This is a genomic window from Flavihumibacter rivuli (assembly GCF_018595685.2).
GTDB classification, from domain to species: Bacteria; Bacteroidota; Bacteroidia; order Chitinophagales; family Chitinophagaceae; genus Flavihumibacter; species Flavihumibacter rivuli.
In genome coordinates, this window is record NZ_CP092334.1 from 213,259 (window position 1) to 230,606 (window position 17,348).

Here is a 17,348-nt window from a genome sequence, read left to right on the forward strand (position 1 = left end):
TTCAGCTGTTCAGTGCATGGTAAGTTTCGATTAATTGCCCAACGGCCTGGTGCCCTTTTTCGCCAAGCGCCAGGGAATAGTCGTTTACATACAAGTTGATGTGTTGCCGCATTACTTCTTCACTCATTTCCTGTGCATGGTTACGTATAAAGTCCGACAGGCCGGGGTATTGGCTCCAACTGTAACGGATGCTTTCTGTAATTAGGCTGTCCACCTCATTGACTATGGCCGGGTCAATGGTTTTTTTAGCAACGATGCCCCCTAATGGTATAGGGCAATGCAATACTTTTTCCCAATGGTCGCCCAGGTCGATCAATTTGTGTAAGCCTTTCTGTGCGTAGGTAAACCTGTTCTCGTGAATGATGACCCCTGCATCGACCGTACCATGCAGGACCGCTTCTTCTATTTCATGAAACACCATAAAGGTCTTGTTGCGTGCAGCCGGAAAGGCCATGGAGAAAAGCATATGGGCAGTAGTGTTCCTGCCGGGAATGCCAATACGCAGATCGGGCACTTTTTCCAATGGGATATCCGTTTTGGCGATTAACAGCGGTCCCACGCCTGAGCCAAGCGCGCCGCCGGATTCCAGCAGCCTGTATTGCCCGCTGACCAGGGGATACACGCCATAGCTGATCTTGCTGAAGTCCAGCTTCCCTGCCAAAGCCCATTCGTTCAGGGTTTGCACATCTTCCATCAGTACCTCAAAGGAAAGTCCATGGGTATTGATCTTGCCATTTACCAGGGCATCGAAGATAAAAGTATCGTTCGGGCAGGGGGAAAAACCAAGGGTAAACTTCATAATCTTCGCTTAGAGTGATTCCAACAGACGGATCAGTTCTTTGTTCAGGTTCTGGATGGCATCGTTGAGTTTCCACTTCTTCTTATTGCGTTCCCCGATGTAGTTGGAGATGGCCCTGACCTGGAGAAAGGGTATGTGTTCCATAAGGCAGACATAGTGCAGGGACGCCCCTTCCATCGATTCCAGGTTGGCCTTGAATTTTTCGGCATAATGGGCTGCCCTTTTTTTGTTGGTGGTGATCTCATTAACGGTGATGCCGGTGGCTTTTTTCAGCCTGGTCCTCTTCACCAGGTTGGTGTAGGGGTTGGGAAGCATCCCTTTCTTGTAGGGGTCTTCGTTCTTGCCCTGCAGGTCGAGGTCAAAAATGTCCTTGAAAGACCTTTCCTCTTCTACTCCCTGGTCGGCGAATACATCCTGTTTTACAGCGAAGACCGATCCCAGTGGTGTTTCGGGGTCAAAGCTCCCTGCTACTCCTGCCTGTATGACCAGGTCGGGCTTTTTGTGCTGCAGGTAACGGGTAATGGCATAGGTGGCGGCATTACTTCCCACCCCAGTGATCAGGATGTCGATGTCGAAGTCGATATGCTCCAGTTTTTCCGTAGTGCAAAGGTGGTCGGTAAAAGGGGCTATTTCCTGGGGGGTGGCGGCTACCAATAAACAATGCATGGGGATCAGATTTACAGGCAAATGTCGCAAATCCTTCCATTTGAAGGGGATATTGTACTTTTGAAGCAGGACAGGTGAATTTTTTTAGGGTTTTCTGAACAAACAGGCACCAGGTTTGTTGAACTATTACTCGCTGATCGCTAAACAACTTGGACGGCACACTTCCGTTTCCGTTTTTAGCGGCCTGTTTTGGAATTGATCCGTAAAGCAGATAGCCAGTGGCCGGAAGGCCGATAATGAATCAATATGGGAAATCGAGTTGCCGTATATCGTAAAGAACATTTCAATGCTGCCCATCGCCTGCATAATCCAGATTGGGATGATGCCCAGAATTTTGCGGTCTTTGGGAAATGCAGCCTGCCCAATTACCATGGGCATAACTATAATATGGAGGTCAAGGTAGTAGGGGAGCCAGATCCGTCCACCGGTTATGTGATCGACATGAAAGTGTTGTCGGACATCATCCACCGCGAGGTGATCGATCGTTTTGACCACCGGAACCTGAACCTTGATACTGCTGAATTCAAACATCTTAATCCTACCGCAGAAAACATTGTGGTGGTGATCTATAATCTGTTAAGGCCTCATATAGACCCGACCCATGAGCTTCAGGTTCGGCTATATGAAACAGAAAGGAATTTCGTGGAGTTCCCGGCCTGACATTAACCTATCAATCTTCTAAACGAATACAATGGCTTACAACAAAGTAGAACAGTATGAAGACAGGATCACGTCCGGTTTAATCGAGAATTACCGGGAAACTTTGTCTTTATTGGGGGAAGACCCTGAAAGGGAAGGGCTGTTAAAGACGCCTGAGCGTGTGGCCAAGGCAATGCAATACCTGACCCAGGGCTACCAGATGGATGCCAAGGCCATCCTGGAGTCCGCAAAGTTCCATGAAGAGGTGAGTGAGATGGTGATCGTGAAGGATATAGAATTGTTCAGCATGTGCGAGCACCATATGCTGCCTTTCATTGGTAAAGCGCATATCGCCTATATTCCCAACGGGTACATTACCGGGCTAAGCAAGATCGCCCGTGTGGTGGACGTGTATAGCAGGAGGCTGCAGGTGCAGGAGCGCCTGACCCAGCAGATCCTTACGGCCATCAAGGAGGCCCTGAACCCGATCGGTGTTGCGGTTGTAATTGAAGCCAAGCATATGTGCATGATGATGAGGGGGGTACAGAAGCAGAATTCGGTGACCACGACTTCTGCCTTCTGGGGTGAGTTTGAGAAAGCCGAGACCCGCAGTGAATTTACCAAGTTGATCTCTTCTAAATTGAGCTGATCCGGGGCGACCCGGTAAGAACGGTTTGCCTGTCGTTTTGCGGCTGGCAAACCTTTTTTTATTTTTGCCCCCTTAATACCAATCCATATATGAAGCATGCTTATGTGTTTCCCGGACAAGGATCCCAGTTTCCGGGCATGGGTAAGGAACATTACGAGAACAGCGCATTTGCCAAAAAATTGTTTGAGCAGGCCAATGAGATCCTCGGGTTCCGCATTTCTGATATCATGTTCAATGGCAGTGAAGAAGACCTGAAGCAGACCCGTGTTACGCAGCCTGCAGTGTTCCTTCATTCCGTTATAGCATACCGCAGTATAGAGCAGGCTCGCCCTGATATGGTTGCCGGGCATTCCCTTGGCGAGTTCTCCGCACTGGTTGCCAATGGGGCACTGAGTTTTGAGGACGGCCTTCAATTGGTATCACTCCGTGCACAGGCGATGCAGAAGGCTTGTGAGTTGCAGCCCTCCACCATGGCGGCAGTACTGGCACTTGATGATGCCAAAGTGGAAGAGATCTGTGCCCAGGTGCAGGCAGAGACCGGTGAAGTAGTGGTTGCAGCAAACTATAACTGTCCGGGCCAGCTGGTGATCAGTGGCAGTGTAAAAGGCATAGAGATCGCCTGTGAAAGAATGAAGGCGGCTGGTGCCAAGCGTGCACTGGTATTGCCTGTTGGCGGTGCCTTCCATTCCCCGTTGATGTCGCCTGCTAAAGAAGAATTAAAGGCGGCGATAGAATCAACCAAGCTCCAACAGCCTACCTGCGCGGTTTACCAGAATGTGGTAGCACGCGCCGTGCTGGATAAGGATGAGATCAAGCAGAACCTGATCGAACAACTTACCGGTGCAGTTCGCTGGACACAGAGTGTGCAATCCATGGTGAAGGATGGCGCAACCAGGTTTACTGAAGTCGGCCCTGGTAAAGTTTTGCAGGGGTTGGTTGCCAAGATCGAGAAAGGTTTGGAGATCAATGGCGTGAATTGATAGAATTAGCAGTAGATATTAAGAGCCCCCGGTCGTTTTGATCCGGGGGCTCTTGTTTTAGAAGGTGATGCTGCAGTTCATCCAGCCTGCATCGAAGCTGGCGTTGTATTTTTTGTAGAAATTGATGGCGGGTTCATTCCAGTCCAATACCTGCCAAACCATACCGTGGAACTTCTTTTCCTTGCCCTCTTCAATCAGCCGGTCAAATAACAATTTGCCCAGGCCATTACCGCGCATGGATTCGGTAACGATCAGGTCTTCCAGGTACATCCTTTGCCCTTTCCAGGTGCTATAGCGGATGTAATAAAGGGCAAAGCCCTGAACGATGCCATCTACTTCGGCCACAAATGCCCACCATACCGGATTTGGGCCAAAGCCACTTGCTGTGAAATGTTCAAGGGTTACCGTAACTTCTTCCGGAGCCTTCTCGTAAACAGCCAATTCATGTACCAGTTCCAAAAGCCGGGGGCAATCTTCTTTTACAGCCCTCCTGATAGTGATATTCATGTTAGAGGTTTTATAGTCCTTCCAGTGCCTGGGCCAGGTCGCCCAGGATGTCTTCAATGTTTTCAATACCTACGCTCATGCGGATAAGGCCATCGTTGATGCCATATTTTTCCCTTTCTTCCCTGGGGATGCCCGCATGCGACATGGATGCCGGGTGGGATACCAGTGTGTCTACGGTTCCCAGTGAAATAGCCCTCACGCAAACCTGCAAGCGGTTGATGAATTGGATACCCGCTTCAAGGCCGCCCTTCAACTCATAGCTGAGCATCCCGCCGGGATGCCTCATCTGTTTCATCGCGGTCTTATGGTCGGGATGGCTTTCCAGTCCGGTATAATTCACTTTGCCAATGGCGGGGTGTTGCTCAAGGAATTGGGCCACCAGCATGGCATTGCTGCAATGACGGTCCATCCTGATCTCCAGGGTGCGTATGCCCTGGGTCAGCATAAATGCATCGAAGGGATTGGCATTACCGCCCAGTAAGGCATACCATTTCCATGCCCTGGTATTCATGAACTCCAGGTCGCGGCCCAAAAGCACACCGCCGATGGCTGTACCATGACCATTCAGGAATTTGGTAGTGGAGTGGAATACAAAATCAACATCGAATTTAAAAGGCTGTTGAAGATATGGAGTGGCAAATGTATTGTCTACGGTCATGATCAAACCGTGTTTTTTGGCGATGGTGCTGATCATTTCCAGGTCCACGCATTGCAGGGTAGGGTTGGCGGGGGTCTCCACGTGTACCAACCTGATGGCAGGATTGGAGCGAATGGCATCTTCCGCTACCTGCGGATCCCTGAGGTCGGCAATGATGGTAGAAATGCCCGAGTTGGCCAACACTTTGGTGAGCAATTCCTGTGTTCCCCCATAAAGGGAATAGTGGGTCAGGATGGCATCACCTGCTTTCAGGTTGCTCATGAACATGGTGGTCATGGCAGCCTGGCCACTGGCATGCAACAGAGCCTTTAACTGCAAGGGGTTACCGGATTTGTCCTTCAGGCCATGTGCCTCCAGCGCGGCGATCTTTTGTTCGGCTACCGTGAAACCGGGGTTGCCCCAGCGACTGTAGATCTTTGTCTTGTCTGCCCCAGCAAATCGTTCCATGCCTTGTTCTGCTGTGTCGAAGTAGAAAGTGGAAGAAGCATAGATTGGGGTGAGATGCGCAAAATTGGGATCAGGGATATTGCCGCCATGGACAGCTTCTGAGCCAAAACCCTGTAACTGGATTTTTTTATCAGTCATTTCAATTTCAACTTTTAAATTAGAGGGACACAAATCAAAAGTACTGGAATTCGATGAAGCAAATCCTACAGGAATATGCCGCCTATCATTATTGGGCCAACAAACAGATCACTGATGCCATCCTGAAAATGGACCCATCGCTTTGGCAAAAGGAAGTGGACAGCAGTTTTCCTTCCCTTCATCATACGATCCTACATCTGTGGGATGCGGGAAGCATTTGGTGGCAGCGCCTCAAATTGCAGGAAGTGGTCACGCCTCCCAGTGCCCATTTTTCCGGTACAACATTGGACCTGGTCAATAATATGCTCCACCAGGATAAACTCTGGCTGAATTGGGTGGAAGGTGCTACAGAAGCGGCCCTCGAGCATGTCTTTTCCTACCGTAACTCCAAGAAGGAGGAGTTCAAGGAGCCCAGGTACCAGATGTTGTTGCATTTGTTCAACCATGGTACTTATCACCGTGGCCAGCTGGTGACCATGATGCGGACACTGGGTGTGAAACAGGTGCCCGGGACCGATTTTATCCTGTGGGCAAGGAAACGTTGATCATCCTTTTTTCGTAACTTTTAGGAAATGATCCAGCCATGCTAGGGAGGGGTTTTTGCCTGAGGGTTCTTTTTTCACTGGCAGGAATGCTTGCAGCTTCGCATTTCGGTTATTCCCAGTCGTTAGACTGGCGATCGCGTATCCAGGCATTGATGGATAAGGCCGATAGCCTGTCGATGCTTTCACAGGTTACCTTTCACCTCGACAATATCGTTAAGCCGGGTAAGCTGGTCAAGGAGGCCTGGCATTATACTACCGACAGGGAAAAGGTAGTGGTATTTGAGGTCCATTATTTTGAGCGTGACACTGAATTTACGGAAGTCTATTACCTCAACCGGGGTGACCTCGTCTGCATGGAACAATACCAGATCCATTATCCTTTGGATGATGATGACAAGATCGTTTGGGGCGAGGTCTGTTTTTTCGATGGTAACCAGGTGCGCCAGCATGTTACCATTGGCGAGAACCAATCGGTTTCAAAATATTCCCGCGATGATTATTCCAAACTCATGCAGTTCCGCCAGCGCTACCGCACCCTGCAGGAGAATATGGCACTGATGCGGAGGTGGTGATTTGCGCCAACCAGGGTAGGGTGTGGACATGTGAAAATGTGGAAATGTGGAGATGTGGAAATGTGGACATGTGGTCTTTATGCCAACCAGAAGGAGGGATGTGGAGATGTGGAGAGGTGATTTTTTCTCCAACCAGAAGATGGTAGCTGCGGACATTTGTCTCTGTCGATATTGCGTCAGCCGAATTATAATTTTTGGTTAAACAGAGTGCATATTCCACTTTCTATTTTGGTTAGCGTGAGTAGCATATCTCCTCATTCCTCTCTGGTTGGTTTATGAGCCCCATTTCTGTCTCCTATCCTGGTTGGAGAGTATGTCACATGTCCACATTAATGCGTCAGCCGAATTATAATTTTTGGTTAAACAGAGTGCATATTCCACTTTCTATTTTGGTTAGCGTGAGTAGCACATCTCCTCATTCCTCTCTGGTTGGTTTATGAGCCCCATTTCTGTCTCCTATCCTGGTTGGAGAGTATGTCACATGTCCACATATTCAGGTGTTTGCATTCAATTCTGGTAAGCCTAAAATTCACATCTCCACATTTTCACATCTCCACATTTCCACATGCTTCCCTGTTTGGCGTAAAAATCACCTCTCCACATTCCCTCCCTTCCTATATTCGCAGCATGACAGGAATTGAGAATGTATCACTGGAGAAGGTGATCGTACATAAAGTAGGTAATCCAACGAGGGGGGAGGAGCTGAAGCTTTCCCCTAACCCGCTTACCCTTAACGATGAGATCGTAAGGGGATTATTATCCAAGTATTTCCTGGGGGCCTTCAATGAGAATGAACGTTATCATTTCACCCACCTGAGCGACCTGGATATGAACGAAGTGTATCGTTATGTACAGCAGGTTTTCAATGAGCCGGAAAGCTTTGTACAGCAATCCTTCCATATAGCGCAGTTGCTTTACCAGAAATCGACCCATGCCCGGGTTAAGGAGGGGGAACTATATGTTGCCCTTTTTGATAATGTCCCATTTGACGGGGAGTACAAGAAAGCGGTGGGGATATTCAAGTCGGAAACCAAGGAGACCTTCCTGAAGGTCTTTCCCCATGGTCCGGGATGGGAGGTGATCGCAGAGGATGGGGTCAATATCAACAAGCTGGATAAGGGATGCCTGGTGTTCCGGACGAATGAGGCCGATGGGTATGTGGTTTGTGTGGTGGACAATACCAACAAGCAGAATGATACCCAATACTGGGTGTCGGAATTCCTGCAGGTAGTGCCTTACAGCGATAGCTATCACCACACCAATAATGTATTGGGCTTGTGCAAGTTGTTCATTGAGAAGGAATACGCAGAGAAGTTTGATGTTTCCAAGTCAGACCAGATAGACCTGATGAACCGGTCAATGGAATACTTCAAGACCAAGGAGCAGTTCAGCCTGCAGGAGTTCGCGGAAGAGGTGATCCATCACCCGGAGGTAGTGGATACATTTATGGACTACAAGCGAAACTTCGAGGCCAACCGGAATTATGAGATCGATGAGGCCTTTGATATCAACCTGAATGCGGTGAAGAAGCAATCCAAGTTCTTTAAGGCAGTGCTGAAGCTGGACGGTAATTTCCATGTGTATGTGCATGGGCGTCGCGACCTGATGGAGAAAGGCTATGATGAACTGGTTGGGAAACAGTATTACAAGCTCTACTTCGATGAAGAAAAATAAAAAGCACGAAACGGATCATTTCGTGCTTTAAGGATATCTGTATGGGCTGGTTCGCCAGCCCATTTATTTTAGTGTCAGTAGGCCCACTTGATCCAGGTGGCGCCCCAGGTAAATCCACCACCGAAGGCGGCCAGTACCACGTTATCGCCTTTTTTCAGGTCCTTCTCCCATTCCCAGAGGCAAAGGGGGATAGTGGCAGCCGTGGTGTTGCCATAGCGCTGGATGTTGATCATTACCTTTTCCTTGGGCAGGCCCATCCTTTCTGCTGTAGCGTCAATGATCCGGAGGTTGGCCTGGTGGGGTACCAGCCAGGCGATATCTTCACTTTGCAGGTCATTCCTTTCCATTAATTCGGCGCTCACGTCGGCCATTCCCTTAACGGCAAACTTGAAAACTGTCTTGCCTTCCTGGTAAGCGAAATGTTCGCGGTTGGTAACCGTTTCTATGCTTGCGGGTTTGAGGGAGCCGCCTGCTTTCATGTGCAGGTAGTGGCGGCCCGAGCCATCACTCTTCAGGATGCTGTCGCGTACGCCGTAACCATCTTCATTAGGTTCAAGCAGCACTGCGCCGGCGCCGTCACCAAAAATGACACAGGTATTGCGATCGGTATAATCGATGATGGCGCTCATTTTGTCGGCACCTACCACCACTACATTCTTATAGCGGCCACTCTCGATAAAAGCAGCGCCGGTGGTGAGGGCATAAAGGAATCCTGAGCAGGCAGCGCTTACATCGAAACCGAAAGCGTTTACTGCACCCAGTTTGTCGCAGGCAATATTGGCGGTGGCGGGGAATACCATATCAGGGGTAACCGTAGCCACGATCATGCATTCTATATCCTTTGGGTCCAGTCCGCGCTTGCGGCAAAGCTCCTGGACTGCCGGAACCACCATGTCGGAGGTGGCTTTACCTTCGCCTTTCAGGATACGGCGCTCTTCAATTCCGGTACGGGTACGGATCCATTCGTCATTGGTATCCACCATTTTCTCGAGATCGAAATTGGTCAGTTTGTCTTCAGGGACAAATCCGCCAACGGCGGTAATGGCAGCAGTAATTTTTTTACTCATGGGTGTTTTTTCAAAAGCGGCACAAAACTAAGGCAAAATGGTGGTAACGTTTGTTAGTTAGCCAGGGCGGGATTCTGTAAAGCTTAATATATCAAGTTGCTTACTAGGATTTTATCTGTTATTTTGCAGCCTATGATCGCTTATCTCAAAGGACTATTCACCTACAAAACCCCTACGCTGGTACATGTTGAGGCTCAGGGGGTTGGGTATGAGGTGTACATTTCACTGAATACTTATGGGGCGATCCAGGATAAGGATCAGGGGGTATTGCATACCTGGTTACATATCAGGGAAGATGCCCATGTGTTGTATGGGTTTGCGGATAAGGCGGAAAAGGAAATGTTTTTGCAACTCATCAGTGTGAATGGAGTGGGAGCTGCTACGGCCAGGATGATGTTGTCATCCATGCGGCCGGACGAAGTTTCCAGGGCCATTAGCCAGGGGAATTCCAAACAATTGGAAGCAGTGAAGGGAATTGGCAAGAAAACTGCAGAAAGGATCGTATTGGAGTTGCGGGATAAGGTGATCAAGCAATCGCTGGATGCAAATATTTCCTTAAATACAGGCAATACTGCCGAACAGGATTCGTTAAATGCTCTGTTGGCATTGGGTATTGCCCGACCTGCTGCCGAGCAGGCACTCCGAAAGGCTATGGCAGCCCACCCGGGTTCTGATAAAGTAGAAGACATCATTAAATCAGCACTTAAAAACCTCTAAGCCTATTGCATTAGCTCTACCTAACTAATTACCTGGGAAATAGACTTGGGCTTCCATTACATGAAAATATTCAGGTTAGCATTATTGATGATGCTGGCAATTGGCACGGGTTTGCCCGGATCAATGGCCGGTGTATGGCAGGATACGACCCGCTCCCAGGGAAAGGATACCCTCAGGTTCCCGATTTCTGACCGGAGGGCTGATCCTGTTACTAACCGCAACCGCAACCCCTTCGACCTGAAGGATCCCTCCAATCTGAAGCGGACTGTTGAATATGACCCCGTTACCAGGGAGTACTTCATTATTGAAAAGATCGGGGATAAATATTACCGCACTCCCACCTATATGACCTTCGAGGAATACCTCAGGTTCAAGGCCAAAGAACAGGAAGAAGCTTATTTCCGCAATAGGGCAGATGTTACCAGTAACCTTAACCGCAAGAACCTCCGGCCAAAGCTTACCGTATCCGATAACCTTTTCAACCGGATCTTTGGGAACGGGAAGGTGGATATCAGGCCGCAGGGCAATGTGGACATCATCATGGGTTACCAGGGGCAGAATATCAAGAACCCCACCCTTCCCGAAAGGGCAAGGAAGAACGGGGGCTTCGATTTTGATATGAACGCCAACCTGAGCGTGATCGGTAATGTGGGAAATAAGTTGAAGCTGCCGATCAGTTACAATACCCTGGCGAATTTTGATTTTGAGAACCAGATCAAACTGGATTATACTGGTGGGGCTGATGAGATCATCAAGCGGGTGGAGGCCGGTAATGTCAACTTTTCTACCAAAGGCTCGCTGATGCCGGGTGCCCAATCCTTATTCGGGGTGAAGACCACCCTGCAGTTCGGGAAATTATTTGTGACCGCCGTACTGGCGAACCAAAGGGCGCAGCGCCAATCCCTTGGATTGGTTGGTGGTGCTGCCAACTCCCAGTTTGAGTTCAAGGCCAATGATTACGAAGAGAACCGCCACTTCCTGATGGCCCAGTTTTTCAGGAAGAATTATAACCAGGCAATGAGCAGTTTACCTGCCGTTCGTTCACTGGCCAATATCCTTCGGGTGGAAGTTTGGGTGACCAATCGCAATGGTACAACCACCGAAACCCGTGATATCGTGGCCCTGGCCGACCTTGGGGAAAGGGTTCCCTATAACTATCCCCAGACCCCGGGTGCAGATAGCCTTCCGTCGAACAACGCAAATGGCCTCTACCAAACCCTGCTCAATGACCCTCGTAGCCGAGGGTCATCGACCGTTACCAGCAAACTCACTTCCATGGGCCTGCAACCGGTGCAGGATTTTGAAAAGACCTTCGCCAGGAAACTGGGCCCCAATGAATATTATTTTAATCCACAGGTAGGATTCCTTTCCCTGAACCAACCACTGCAGCCCGATGAGGTGTTGGGTATTGCCTTTCAGTATAGCTATAATGGAAAGGTGTACCAGGTGGGTGAATTTTCACAGGATGTGCCACCGGATACCACCGCCATAATTGCGGGAAACCCAAAAGTTCTTTTCCTGAAATTATTAAAGGCTACCTCCCAGAGAACGGCGCTGCCCATCTGGAACCTGATGATGAAGAACGTTTATGCCCTCCGGACCAGGGACGGCGGATTCATTTCCAGTGTGCAGCCAACTGACTTCAAACTGAATATCCTTTATGAAGAGCCTAGTCTTGGTGCCAAGCGTTACCTGCCTGAAGGAAACAAGAGTGGTTTCCCACTGATCTCGGTGCTCAACCTGGACCGATTGAACAATAACCGGGACCCGCAACCGGATGGTGTATTTGACTATATAGAAGGCTTCACGGTAATATCCAACCAGGCCAGGATCATCTTCCCCTTGCTGGAACCTTTCGGGCGAGATATAGATAGTATCGCATTCCAGGGCGTGGCTCAGGATATCAAGGATAAGTATGTTTTCCTGCCATTGTATGATACCATCAAGGAAATAGCCAAGACCTACGCTAACCTGGACCGTTATATCATCAGCGGTTCGGCAAAGGGAACCGCTACCTCGGAAATATCGCTGGGGGCATTTAACGTGCCACAGGGATCCGTTACAGTATCGGCAGGTGGCCGCAGTCTGGTGGAAGGGATCGACTTTTTGGTGGACTATAACCTGGGAACCGTCCGGATCATCAACCAGGCCATCCTGAATGCCGGTATCCCGGTGAATGTGCAGTATGAGAACAATGCGAATTTCGGGATCCAGCAACGCAACTATATGGGCTTGCGATGGGATTACCAGATACGGAATACCGCAAGGGAATCCTTTACGATCGGTGGACAAGTGGTCCGACTGGGCGAACGCCCCTTCTTTACCAAGATGAATTATAATGAGGATCCCATTCGCAATACGATGTATGGCGTGGACCTTAGCTACCGTTCAGAATTCCCCAAGCTGACACGATGGTTGGATAAGCTACCTTTCTATACCACAAATGAGATGAGTACCATTACCGCCTATGGTGAGGCCGCGCTCCTGAAGCCCGGCCACCCACCGCAGATCGGAAAGGGGGAAAGTGGCCTTATATATGTGGATGATTTTGAAGGCACCCGTAACAGTATCGACCTCCGGTTCCCGCTGGTAAGCTGGAGCCTGGCTTCTACCCCGCAGGGTAATGGACTTTTCCCTGAAGGCGGACTGAATGATTCATTACCATACGGCTACAACAGGGCCAAGATCGCCTGGTATAATATTGAACCAAACCTGCAGGACAAGAGGGCGCCGAATAACCCGGTTTCAGGTTACCAGGACTATAGTGATCCCAGGATCAAAGCCATCCTGCAACAACAGATATTCCCGGCCAAAACGCCGGATTATGGTACAGCCCAGTTGATCACTTTTGACCTGGCCTATTACCCTGCCGAAAGGGGACCTTACAATTTCGATACCAGGCCCGGTAGTGTGAATGCCAATGGTAAACTCAATAACCCATCCCAGCGATGGGGGGGCATTATGCGCGGACTGGACCAGGTTGATTTTGAGACAGGCAATGTTGAGTTCATTGAATTCTGGTTGCAGGACCCTTTCCTGGTTCAACCCAATAGCAACGGTGGCCAGCTTTATTTTAACCTGGGTAATATTTCTGAAGATGTCTTGCGTGATGGCCGGAGATTCTTCGAGAACGGGTTGCCCACCCCAACCATCCAGGCAGGGGTAGATTCTTCCACCAACTGGGGAAGGGTACCGCTTAACCCCATTCAGGTTACCACGGCGTTCAGTAATGATCCCAATGACCGCCCATTCCAGGATGTAGGATTTGATGGACTGGATGATGAAGCAGAGCGCAGGAAATTCGGGGCCTACCTCAACCAGCTGGCGGCAAGTTTTGGAACCAACTCACCCATTTACCAGGCGGCATTAAATGACCCTGCCGGGGATAATTTCAGGAATTACCGCGACCAGGCCTATGATAACGCAAGGGCGGATATCCTTGCCCGTTATAAGGCGATCAATAACCCGCATGGCAATTCGCCTATTGCTGATCCCAATGCCACTACCACAACAGCTTTTACTTTATATCCCGACCAGGAAGACCTTAACAGGGACAATACACTGAATGAGTTGGAAGAATATTTCCAGTATAAGGTGGACCTGCGCCCACAGGACCTGGTGGTAGGTAATAATTATATCACAGACCAAAGGGAGTTTACTGCAGACGGGGTTTACCAGAAATGGTACCTGTTCCGTATTCCCATCCAGGAATACCAGCAAAAAGTGGGCAATATCCCAGACTTCAAATCCATTCGTTTCATCAGGATGTTCATGACCGGTTTTGAGGATTCGATCATCTGCCGCTTCGCGAAGTTTGAACTGGTGCGTAACCAGTGGCGTCGTTTTTCATTTGAGGTAGATACAACGGGAACCTACAAGCCGCTGCCAGAGAATACCACCACTACCTTTAATGTGCTTGCGGTGAACGTTGAAGAGAACAGCAACCGCCAGCCGATCAACTACCTGATCCCACCCGGTATCCAGCGGGTACAGCAGCTGAGCAATAACAACGTGAACATCCTGCAGAATGAACAGTCATTGAGTATGCAGATCTGCGACCTTAGGAAAGGGGAGGCGCGCGGGGTGTTCAAGACCATGAACCTGGACCTTCGCCAGTACGGAAAACTGCAGATGTTTGTGCATGCAGAGAATGTTCAGGGAAGGCCGCAATTGCAACAGGGGGACCTGTCCGCTGTCATCAGGATAGGAAATGATTTCGTCGGTAACTATTATGAAATCAGGATACCCCTAAGCATCACCCCATTTGGGCAATACCCGCCCACTGAGGATTTCAAGGTCTGGCCCCTGGAAAATGAATTGAATCTTGAGCTGCAACGTTTGATCGACCTGAAGATCAGGCGTAACAATAATGGACAACCGAATTTATACTATAAGGAAACCGATGCGGATGGCAGGAGTTATGCCATCTTTGGTAACCCCAACCTGGGAGAGGTGAGGGGTATGTTCATCGGGGTGGTCAACAATAACCAGCAGTCTGCCTGCACAGAAGCTTGGTTCAACGAACTGAGGTTGTCGCAATTGGATGAGAACGGTGGCTGGGCGGCAACAGGAAGGGTGGATTTTAAACTGGCAGACCTGGGTACCCTGAGTTTGAGTGGCGCCGCCCGCAGTATTGGTTTTGGTAACCTGGAGCAAAGGGTAAATGAAAGGGCGAGGGAGGATTTCACCCAGTTTGATGTGGCTACCAACCTGGAACTGGGTAAGCTGTTGCCTGCCAAGGCAGGGGTTTCTATTCCGGTCTACGCAGGCTATTCCCAAACTGTACTGACACCTGAATATGACCCTTATGACCTTGATGTAAAGCTGAAGGATAAGCTTAATGCGACTGGTGGGGCCACCCGTGATTCCATCCGTAAGGAGTCTGTGGACATGGCCACGACCAAAACAATAAACTTCACCAATGTGCGCAAGGTGAACACAACAGGTAAGAAGCAGAAGGTCTACAGTATTGAAAACTTCGATGTCAGTTATTCTTATACCAAGACGGAGCGATTCAGCCCGCTGGTAGAAGCGGAAGAACTTATCAGGCACAGGGCAGGGCTTGGGTACAATTTCACAGGCACTCCTAAGTACTGGGAACCTTTCAAGAAATCTGTAAAGTCCAAATCGAAATGGTTGGACCTGGTGAAGGATTTCAACCTTAACTATGCACCATCCTTACTGAGCTTCAGGGCTGATGTCAACCGCCAGTTTGGAGCCATCCGACCGAGGAATGTCGGTGGGCCCAAGGGCATCATCCCGGAAACCTACGACAAGTACTTCACCTTTGACCGCTATTACAATATGCGTTGGGACCTGACCCGTTCCCTGAATATTGATTTCACTGCGGTGAACAGGGCAAGGGTGGATGAGGATTCAGGCAGGTTAACCAAGGACGGAAGGAGGGAGATGTGGAATCGATTCTGGCGCGGGGGTAGGACCACAACTTATGAGCATAGTGCCAACATCACCTATACCTTGCCAACGGCCAAAGTTCCGGCGCTAGACTGGACCACTGCCAGGTTGGGTTATATCGGCAGGTATAATTATATCGCTGCATCATTGGATCCATTTGCCAGGAGCCTTGGTAATTTCATTGGCAACGGCCAGGAAAAGAATGCCACCGCTGAGTTTGACTTTACCCGTTTATATAGTAAGTCGAGATTCCTTCGTGCGCTCGATTGGGATGCAGCACCAGCTCAACCAAGGCAGAAGGAGAAGAAGGCAGCTGCCGATACCACTGCAAAGAAGGGTAAACAGGATAAGAAGGAAAAGAAGGAAAAAGTGAAGAAGGACCCCAACGAATTACCTGAGCTCAATACTTTCGTAAAAGTGGTGGGAAGGATCCTTACCTCAGTAAAGAGGGTAAGTGTCCAGTATTCTGAAATTGGCAATACCTCGCTGGCCGGTTACCTGGATAGTGCAAAGTTCCTCGGCATGAATCCTACTTCCAATGCCCCGGGTTGGGGATTTGTATTCGGTAAGCAGCCGGATACAGCCTATATCAACAATTTTGCGGAGAGGGGTTTCATTACCAAGGATCCCTTGCTGAACAACCTGAACCGTCAGGACTTCAACCAGAGGCTCAATATTTCGGCCCAGTTGATTCCCCTGCGCGACCTTGTCATTGACATTAACCTCGACAAGTCATTTGGAAAGAATTATTCTGAACTGTATAAGGACACGATTGGTAATGGAAGCTTTGCCAGGTTAAGTCCTTATGTGGCAGGTAGTTTCAATGTGACCTATGTTTCCTTCCAGACCCTGTTTACGAAGTTCAGACCTAATGAGATAACGGAGACCTTTAAACGTTTTGAGTCAAACAGGATCATCCTTTCACAGCGACTGGCAGAGAGCAACCCTTACTGGCAGGCACTGCCTGATAATGAGAAATTCCTGTCGGATGGTTTTTACACCGGTTATAGCCGTTATGCACAGGATGTGTTGATCCCCTCCTTTATTGCGGCCTATACCAATAAGGATCCCAGGTCTGTGCCGGTGATCGAGCAGGAGAATGGCAATATCAAGAGTAACCCATTCAGGAATATCCTACCCAAACCCAACTGGCGGGTAACCTATACTGGATTGACCAGGATACCGGGCATGGAGAAGACCTTTACAAGTTTCACCCTGACCCATGCCTATACGAGCAACTTGAGCATGAATAGCTTTAATAACAACTTGTTGTTCCAGGATCCATTGAGTTTGAATATGCCGGGATTCATTGATACGGCAACTGGTAACTTCTATCCTTATTTCCTGGTTCCCAATATCAGTATATCCGAAGCATTTGCGCCATTCATTGATATCGATATGCAGTTTACCAACCAGCTTACGGCCAGGTTTGAATACAAAAAGAGCCGACAGCTGAGTTTGAGCCTGATCGATTTCCAGTTGAGTGAAGCGAGGTCTGAAGAGTTTACCATTGGAGTAGGTTGGCGGAAGCGTGGGGTAAACCTTCCCTTCAAAGTGAAACTGCCTGGCATGAAGGAATCCAGTAAGCAATTGTCCAATGACATGAACCTCCGACTCGATCTTAGCTTAAGGGATGATGCAACAGCCAATAGTCGCCTGGACCAGGAAGCAGCATTGCCAACAGCCGGGCAAAAGGTAGTGACCATATCTCCCTCCATTGATTATGTCCTGAACAACCGGATCAATGTCCGCCTGTTCTTTGACCAACGCAGGACCATACCAAAGATATCTACCTCTGCGCCGGTAACCACTACCAGGGCCGGGTTGCAGATCAGGGTAAGCCTGGCGCAGTAAGTGTGGGGGATCTGGCTTCAG

General features: G+C 49.3%; 13 protein-coding genes. 8 read left to right on the forward strand and 5 right to left on the reverse strand.

Annotated elements, in window-relative coordinates; all coding sequences use genetic code 11:
- Window position 1: 1 nt before the first annotated feature.
- On the reverse strand, window positions 2–799 hold the full coding sequence (locus KJS94_RS00910; protein ID WP_214446879.1) for a 1,4-dihydroxy-6-naphtoate synthase: 798 nt from the start codon (window positions 797–799) through the stop codon (window positions 2–4).
- Window positions 800–808: 9 nt separating this feature from the next.
- The gene (gene mqnB, locus KJS94_RS00915; RefSeq protein WP_214446880.1) at window positions 809–1,465 is read right to left on the reverse strand and encodes a futalosine hydrolase; all 657 of its coding nucleotides are present in this window, start codon (window positions 1,463–1,465) and stop codon (window positions 809–811) included.
- A 246-nt stretch (window positions 1,466–1,711) separates the two neighbouring features.
- Here mqnB and KJS94_RS00920 point away from each other — a divergent pair, with 246 nt between their 5' ends.
- The 3 genes from KJS94_RS00920 to fabD all read left to right on the forward strand — a co-directional run bounded on the left by KJS94_RS00920 (window position 1,712) and on the right by fabD (window position 3,733).
- Window positions 1,712–2,125 carry a 6-pyruvoyl trahydropterin synthase family protein gene (locus tag KJS94_RS00920; RefSeq protein WP_214446881.1) on the forward strand — a complete coding sequence of 138 codons (414 nt, stop codon included), beginning with the start codon at window positions 1,712–1,714 and terminating at the stop codon, window positions 2,123–2,125.
- A 31-nt stretch (window positions 2,126–2,156) separates the two neighbouring features.
- Window positions 2,157–2,753, forward strand: coding sequence for a GTP cyclohydrolase I FolE (folE, locus tag KJS94_RS00925; RefSeq protein WP_214446882.1), 597 nt, complete (start codon window positions 2,157–2,159; stop codon window positions 2,751–2,753).
- 89 nt (window positions 2,754–2,842) lie between these two features.
- A complete protein-coding gene (fabD, locus tag KJS94_RS00930; RefSeq protein ID WP_214446883.1) occupies window positions 2,843–3,733 on the forward strand; it encodes an ACP S-malonyltransferase in 891 nt (296 codons plus the stop codon).
- A 57-nt stretch (window positions 3,734–3,790) separates the two neighbouring features.
- Here fabD and KJS94_RS00935 read toward each other — a convergent pair whose 3' ends face one another.
- Complete coding sequence (locus KJS94_RS00935) at window positions 3,791–4,240, reverse strand: GNAT family N-acetyltransferase (protein ID WP_214446884.1); 450 nt, start codon at window positions 4,238–4,240, stop codon at window positions 3,791–3,793.
- Between the two features lie 10 nt (window positions 4,241–4,250).
- The gene (locus tag KJS94_RS00940) at window positions 4,251–5,483 is read right to left on the reverse strand and encodes a trans-sulfuration enzyme family protein (protein WP_214446885.1); all 1,233 of its coding nucleotides are present in this window, start codon (window positions 5,481–5,483) and stop codon (window positions 4,251–4,253) included.
- A 53-nt stretch (window positions 5,484–5,536) separates the two neighbouring features.
- Here KJS94_RS00940 and KJS94_RS00945 point away from each other — a divergent pair, with 53 nt between their 5' ends.
- The 3 genes from KJS94_RS00945 (at window position 5,537) to KJS94_RS00955 (ending at window position 8,274) form a co-directional block, all read left to right on the forward strand.
- Window positions 5,537–6,028 carry a DinB family protein gene (locus KJS94_RS00945; protein ID WP_214446886.1) on the forward strand — a complete coding sequence of 164 codons (492 nt, stop codon included), beginning with the start codon at window positions 5,537–5,539 and terminating at the stop codon, window positions 6,026–6,028.
- Between the two features lie 86 nt (window positions 6,029–6,114).
- The gene (locus KJS94_RS00950; RefSeq protein WP_214446887.1) at window positions 6,115–6,600 is read left to right on the forward strand and encodes a hypothetical protein; all 486 of its coding nucleotides are present in this window, start codon (window positions 6,115–6,117) and stop codon (window positions 6,598–6,600) included.
- Between the two features lie 627 nt (window positions 6,601–7,227).
- Window positions 7,228–8,274: a nucleoid-associated protein gene (locus tag KJS94_RS00955; protein ID WP_214446888.1), complete on the forward strand. Its 1,047-nt coding sequence runs from the start codon at window positions 7,228–7,230 to the stop codon at window positions 8,272–8,274.
- A 74-nt stretch (window positions 8,275–8,348) separates the two neighbouring features.
- Here the strand turns inward: KJS94_RS00955 and KJS94_RS00960 are convergent, their stop codons facing one another.
- Complete coding sequence (locus KJS94_RS00960) at window positions 8,349–9,341, reverse strand: beta-ketoacyl-ACP synthase III (protein WP_214446889.1); 993 nt, start codon at window positions 9,339–9,341, stop codon at window positions 8,349–8,351.
- Window positions 9,342–9,473: 132 nt separating this feature from the next.
- Here KJS94_RS00960 and ruvA point away from each other — a divergent pair, with 132 nt between their 5' ends.
- Together ruvA and sov are read left to right on the forward strand one after the other, a co-directional pair.
- Window positions 9,474–10,058 carry a Holliday junction branch migration protein RuvA gene (gene ruvA, locus KJS94_RS00965; RefSeq protein ID WP_214446890.1) on the forward strand — a complete coding sequence of 195 codons (585 nt, stop codon included), beginning with the start codon at window positions 9,474–9,476 and terminating at the stop codon, window positions 10,056–10,058.
- A 60-nt stretch (window positions 10,059–10,118) separates the two neighbouring features.
- Window positions 10,119–17,327: a T9SS outer membrane translocon Sov/SprA gene (sov, locus tag KJS94_RS00970; RefSeq protein WP_239804240.1), complete on the forward strand. Its 7,209-nt coding sequence runs from the start codon at window positions 10,119–10,121 to the stop codon at window positions 17,325–17,327.
- Window positions 17,328–17,348: the final 21 nt, after the last annotated feature.

Coding starts and splice junctions, on each gene's coding strand:
- KJS94_RS00935 (WP_214446884.1), bottom strand. CDS start 4,240: ATGAATATCACTATCAGGAGGGCTGTAAAAGAAGATTGCCCCCGGCTT.
- KJS94_RS00910 (WP_214446879.1), bottom strand. CDS start 799: ATGAAGTTTACCCTTGGTTTTTCCCCCTGCCCGAACGATACTTTTATC.
- KJS94_RS00955 (WP_214446888.1), top strand. CDS start 7,228: ATGACAGGAATTGAGAATGTATCACTGGAGAAGGTGATCGTACATAAA.
- fabD (WP_214446883.1), top strand. CDS start 2,843: ATGAAGCATGCTTATGTGTTTCCCGGACAAGGATCCCAGTTTCCGGGC.
- KJS94_RS00960 (WP_214446889.1), bottom strand. CDS start 9,341: ATGAGTAAAAAAATTACTGCTGCCATTACCGCCGTTGGCGGATTTGTC.
- folE (WP_214446882.1), top strand. CDS start 2,157: ATGGCTTACAACAAAGTAGAACAGTATGAAGACAGGATCACGTCCGGT.
- KJS94_RS00940 (WP_214446885.1), bottom strand. CDS start 5,483: ATGACTGATAAAAAAATCCAGTTACAGGGTTTTGGCTCAGAAGCTGTC.
- KJS94_RS00920 (WP_214446881.1), top strand. CDS start 1,712: ATGGGAAATCGAGTTGCCGTATATCGTAAAGAACATTTCAATGCTGCC.
- KJS94_RS00950 (WP_214446887.1), top strand. CDS start 6,115: ATGCTTGCAGCTTCGCATTTCGGTTATTCCCAGTCGTTAGACTGGCGA.
- mqnB (WP_214446880.1), bottom strand. CDS start 1,465: ATGCATTGTTTATTGGTAGCCGCCACCCCCCAGGAAATAGCCCCTTTT.
- sov (WP_239804240.1), top strand. CDS start 10,119: ATGAAAATATTCAGGTTAGCATTATTGATGATGCTGGCAATTGGCACG.
- ruvA (WP_214446890.1), top strand. CDS start 9,474: ATGATCGCTTATCTCAAAGGACTATTCACCTACAAAACCCCTACGCTG.
- KJS94_RS00945 (WP_214446886.1), top strand. CDS start 5,537: ATGAAGCAAATCCTACAGGAATATGCCGCCTATCATTATTGGGCCAAC.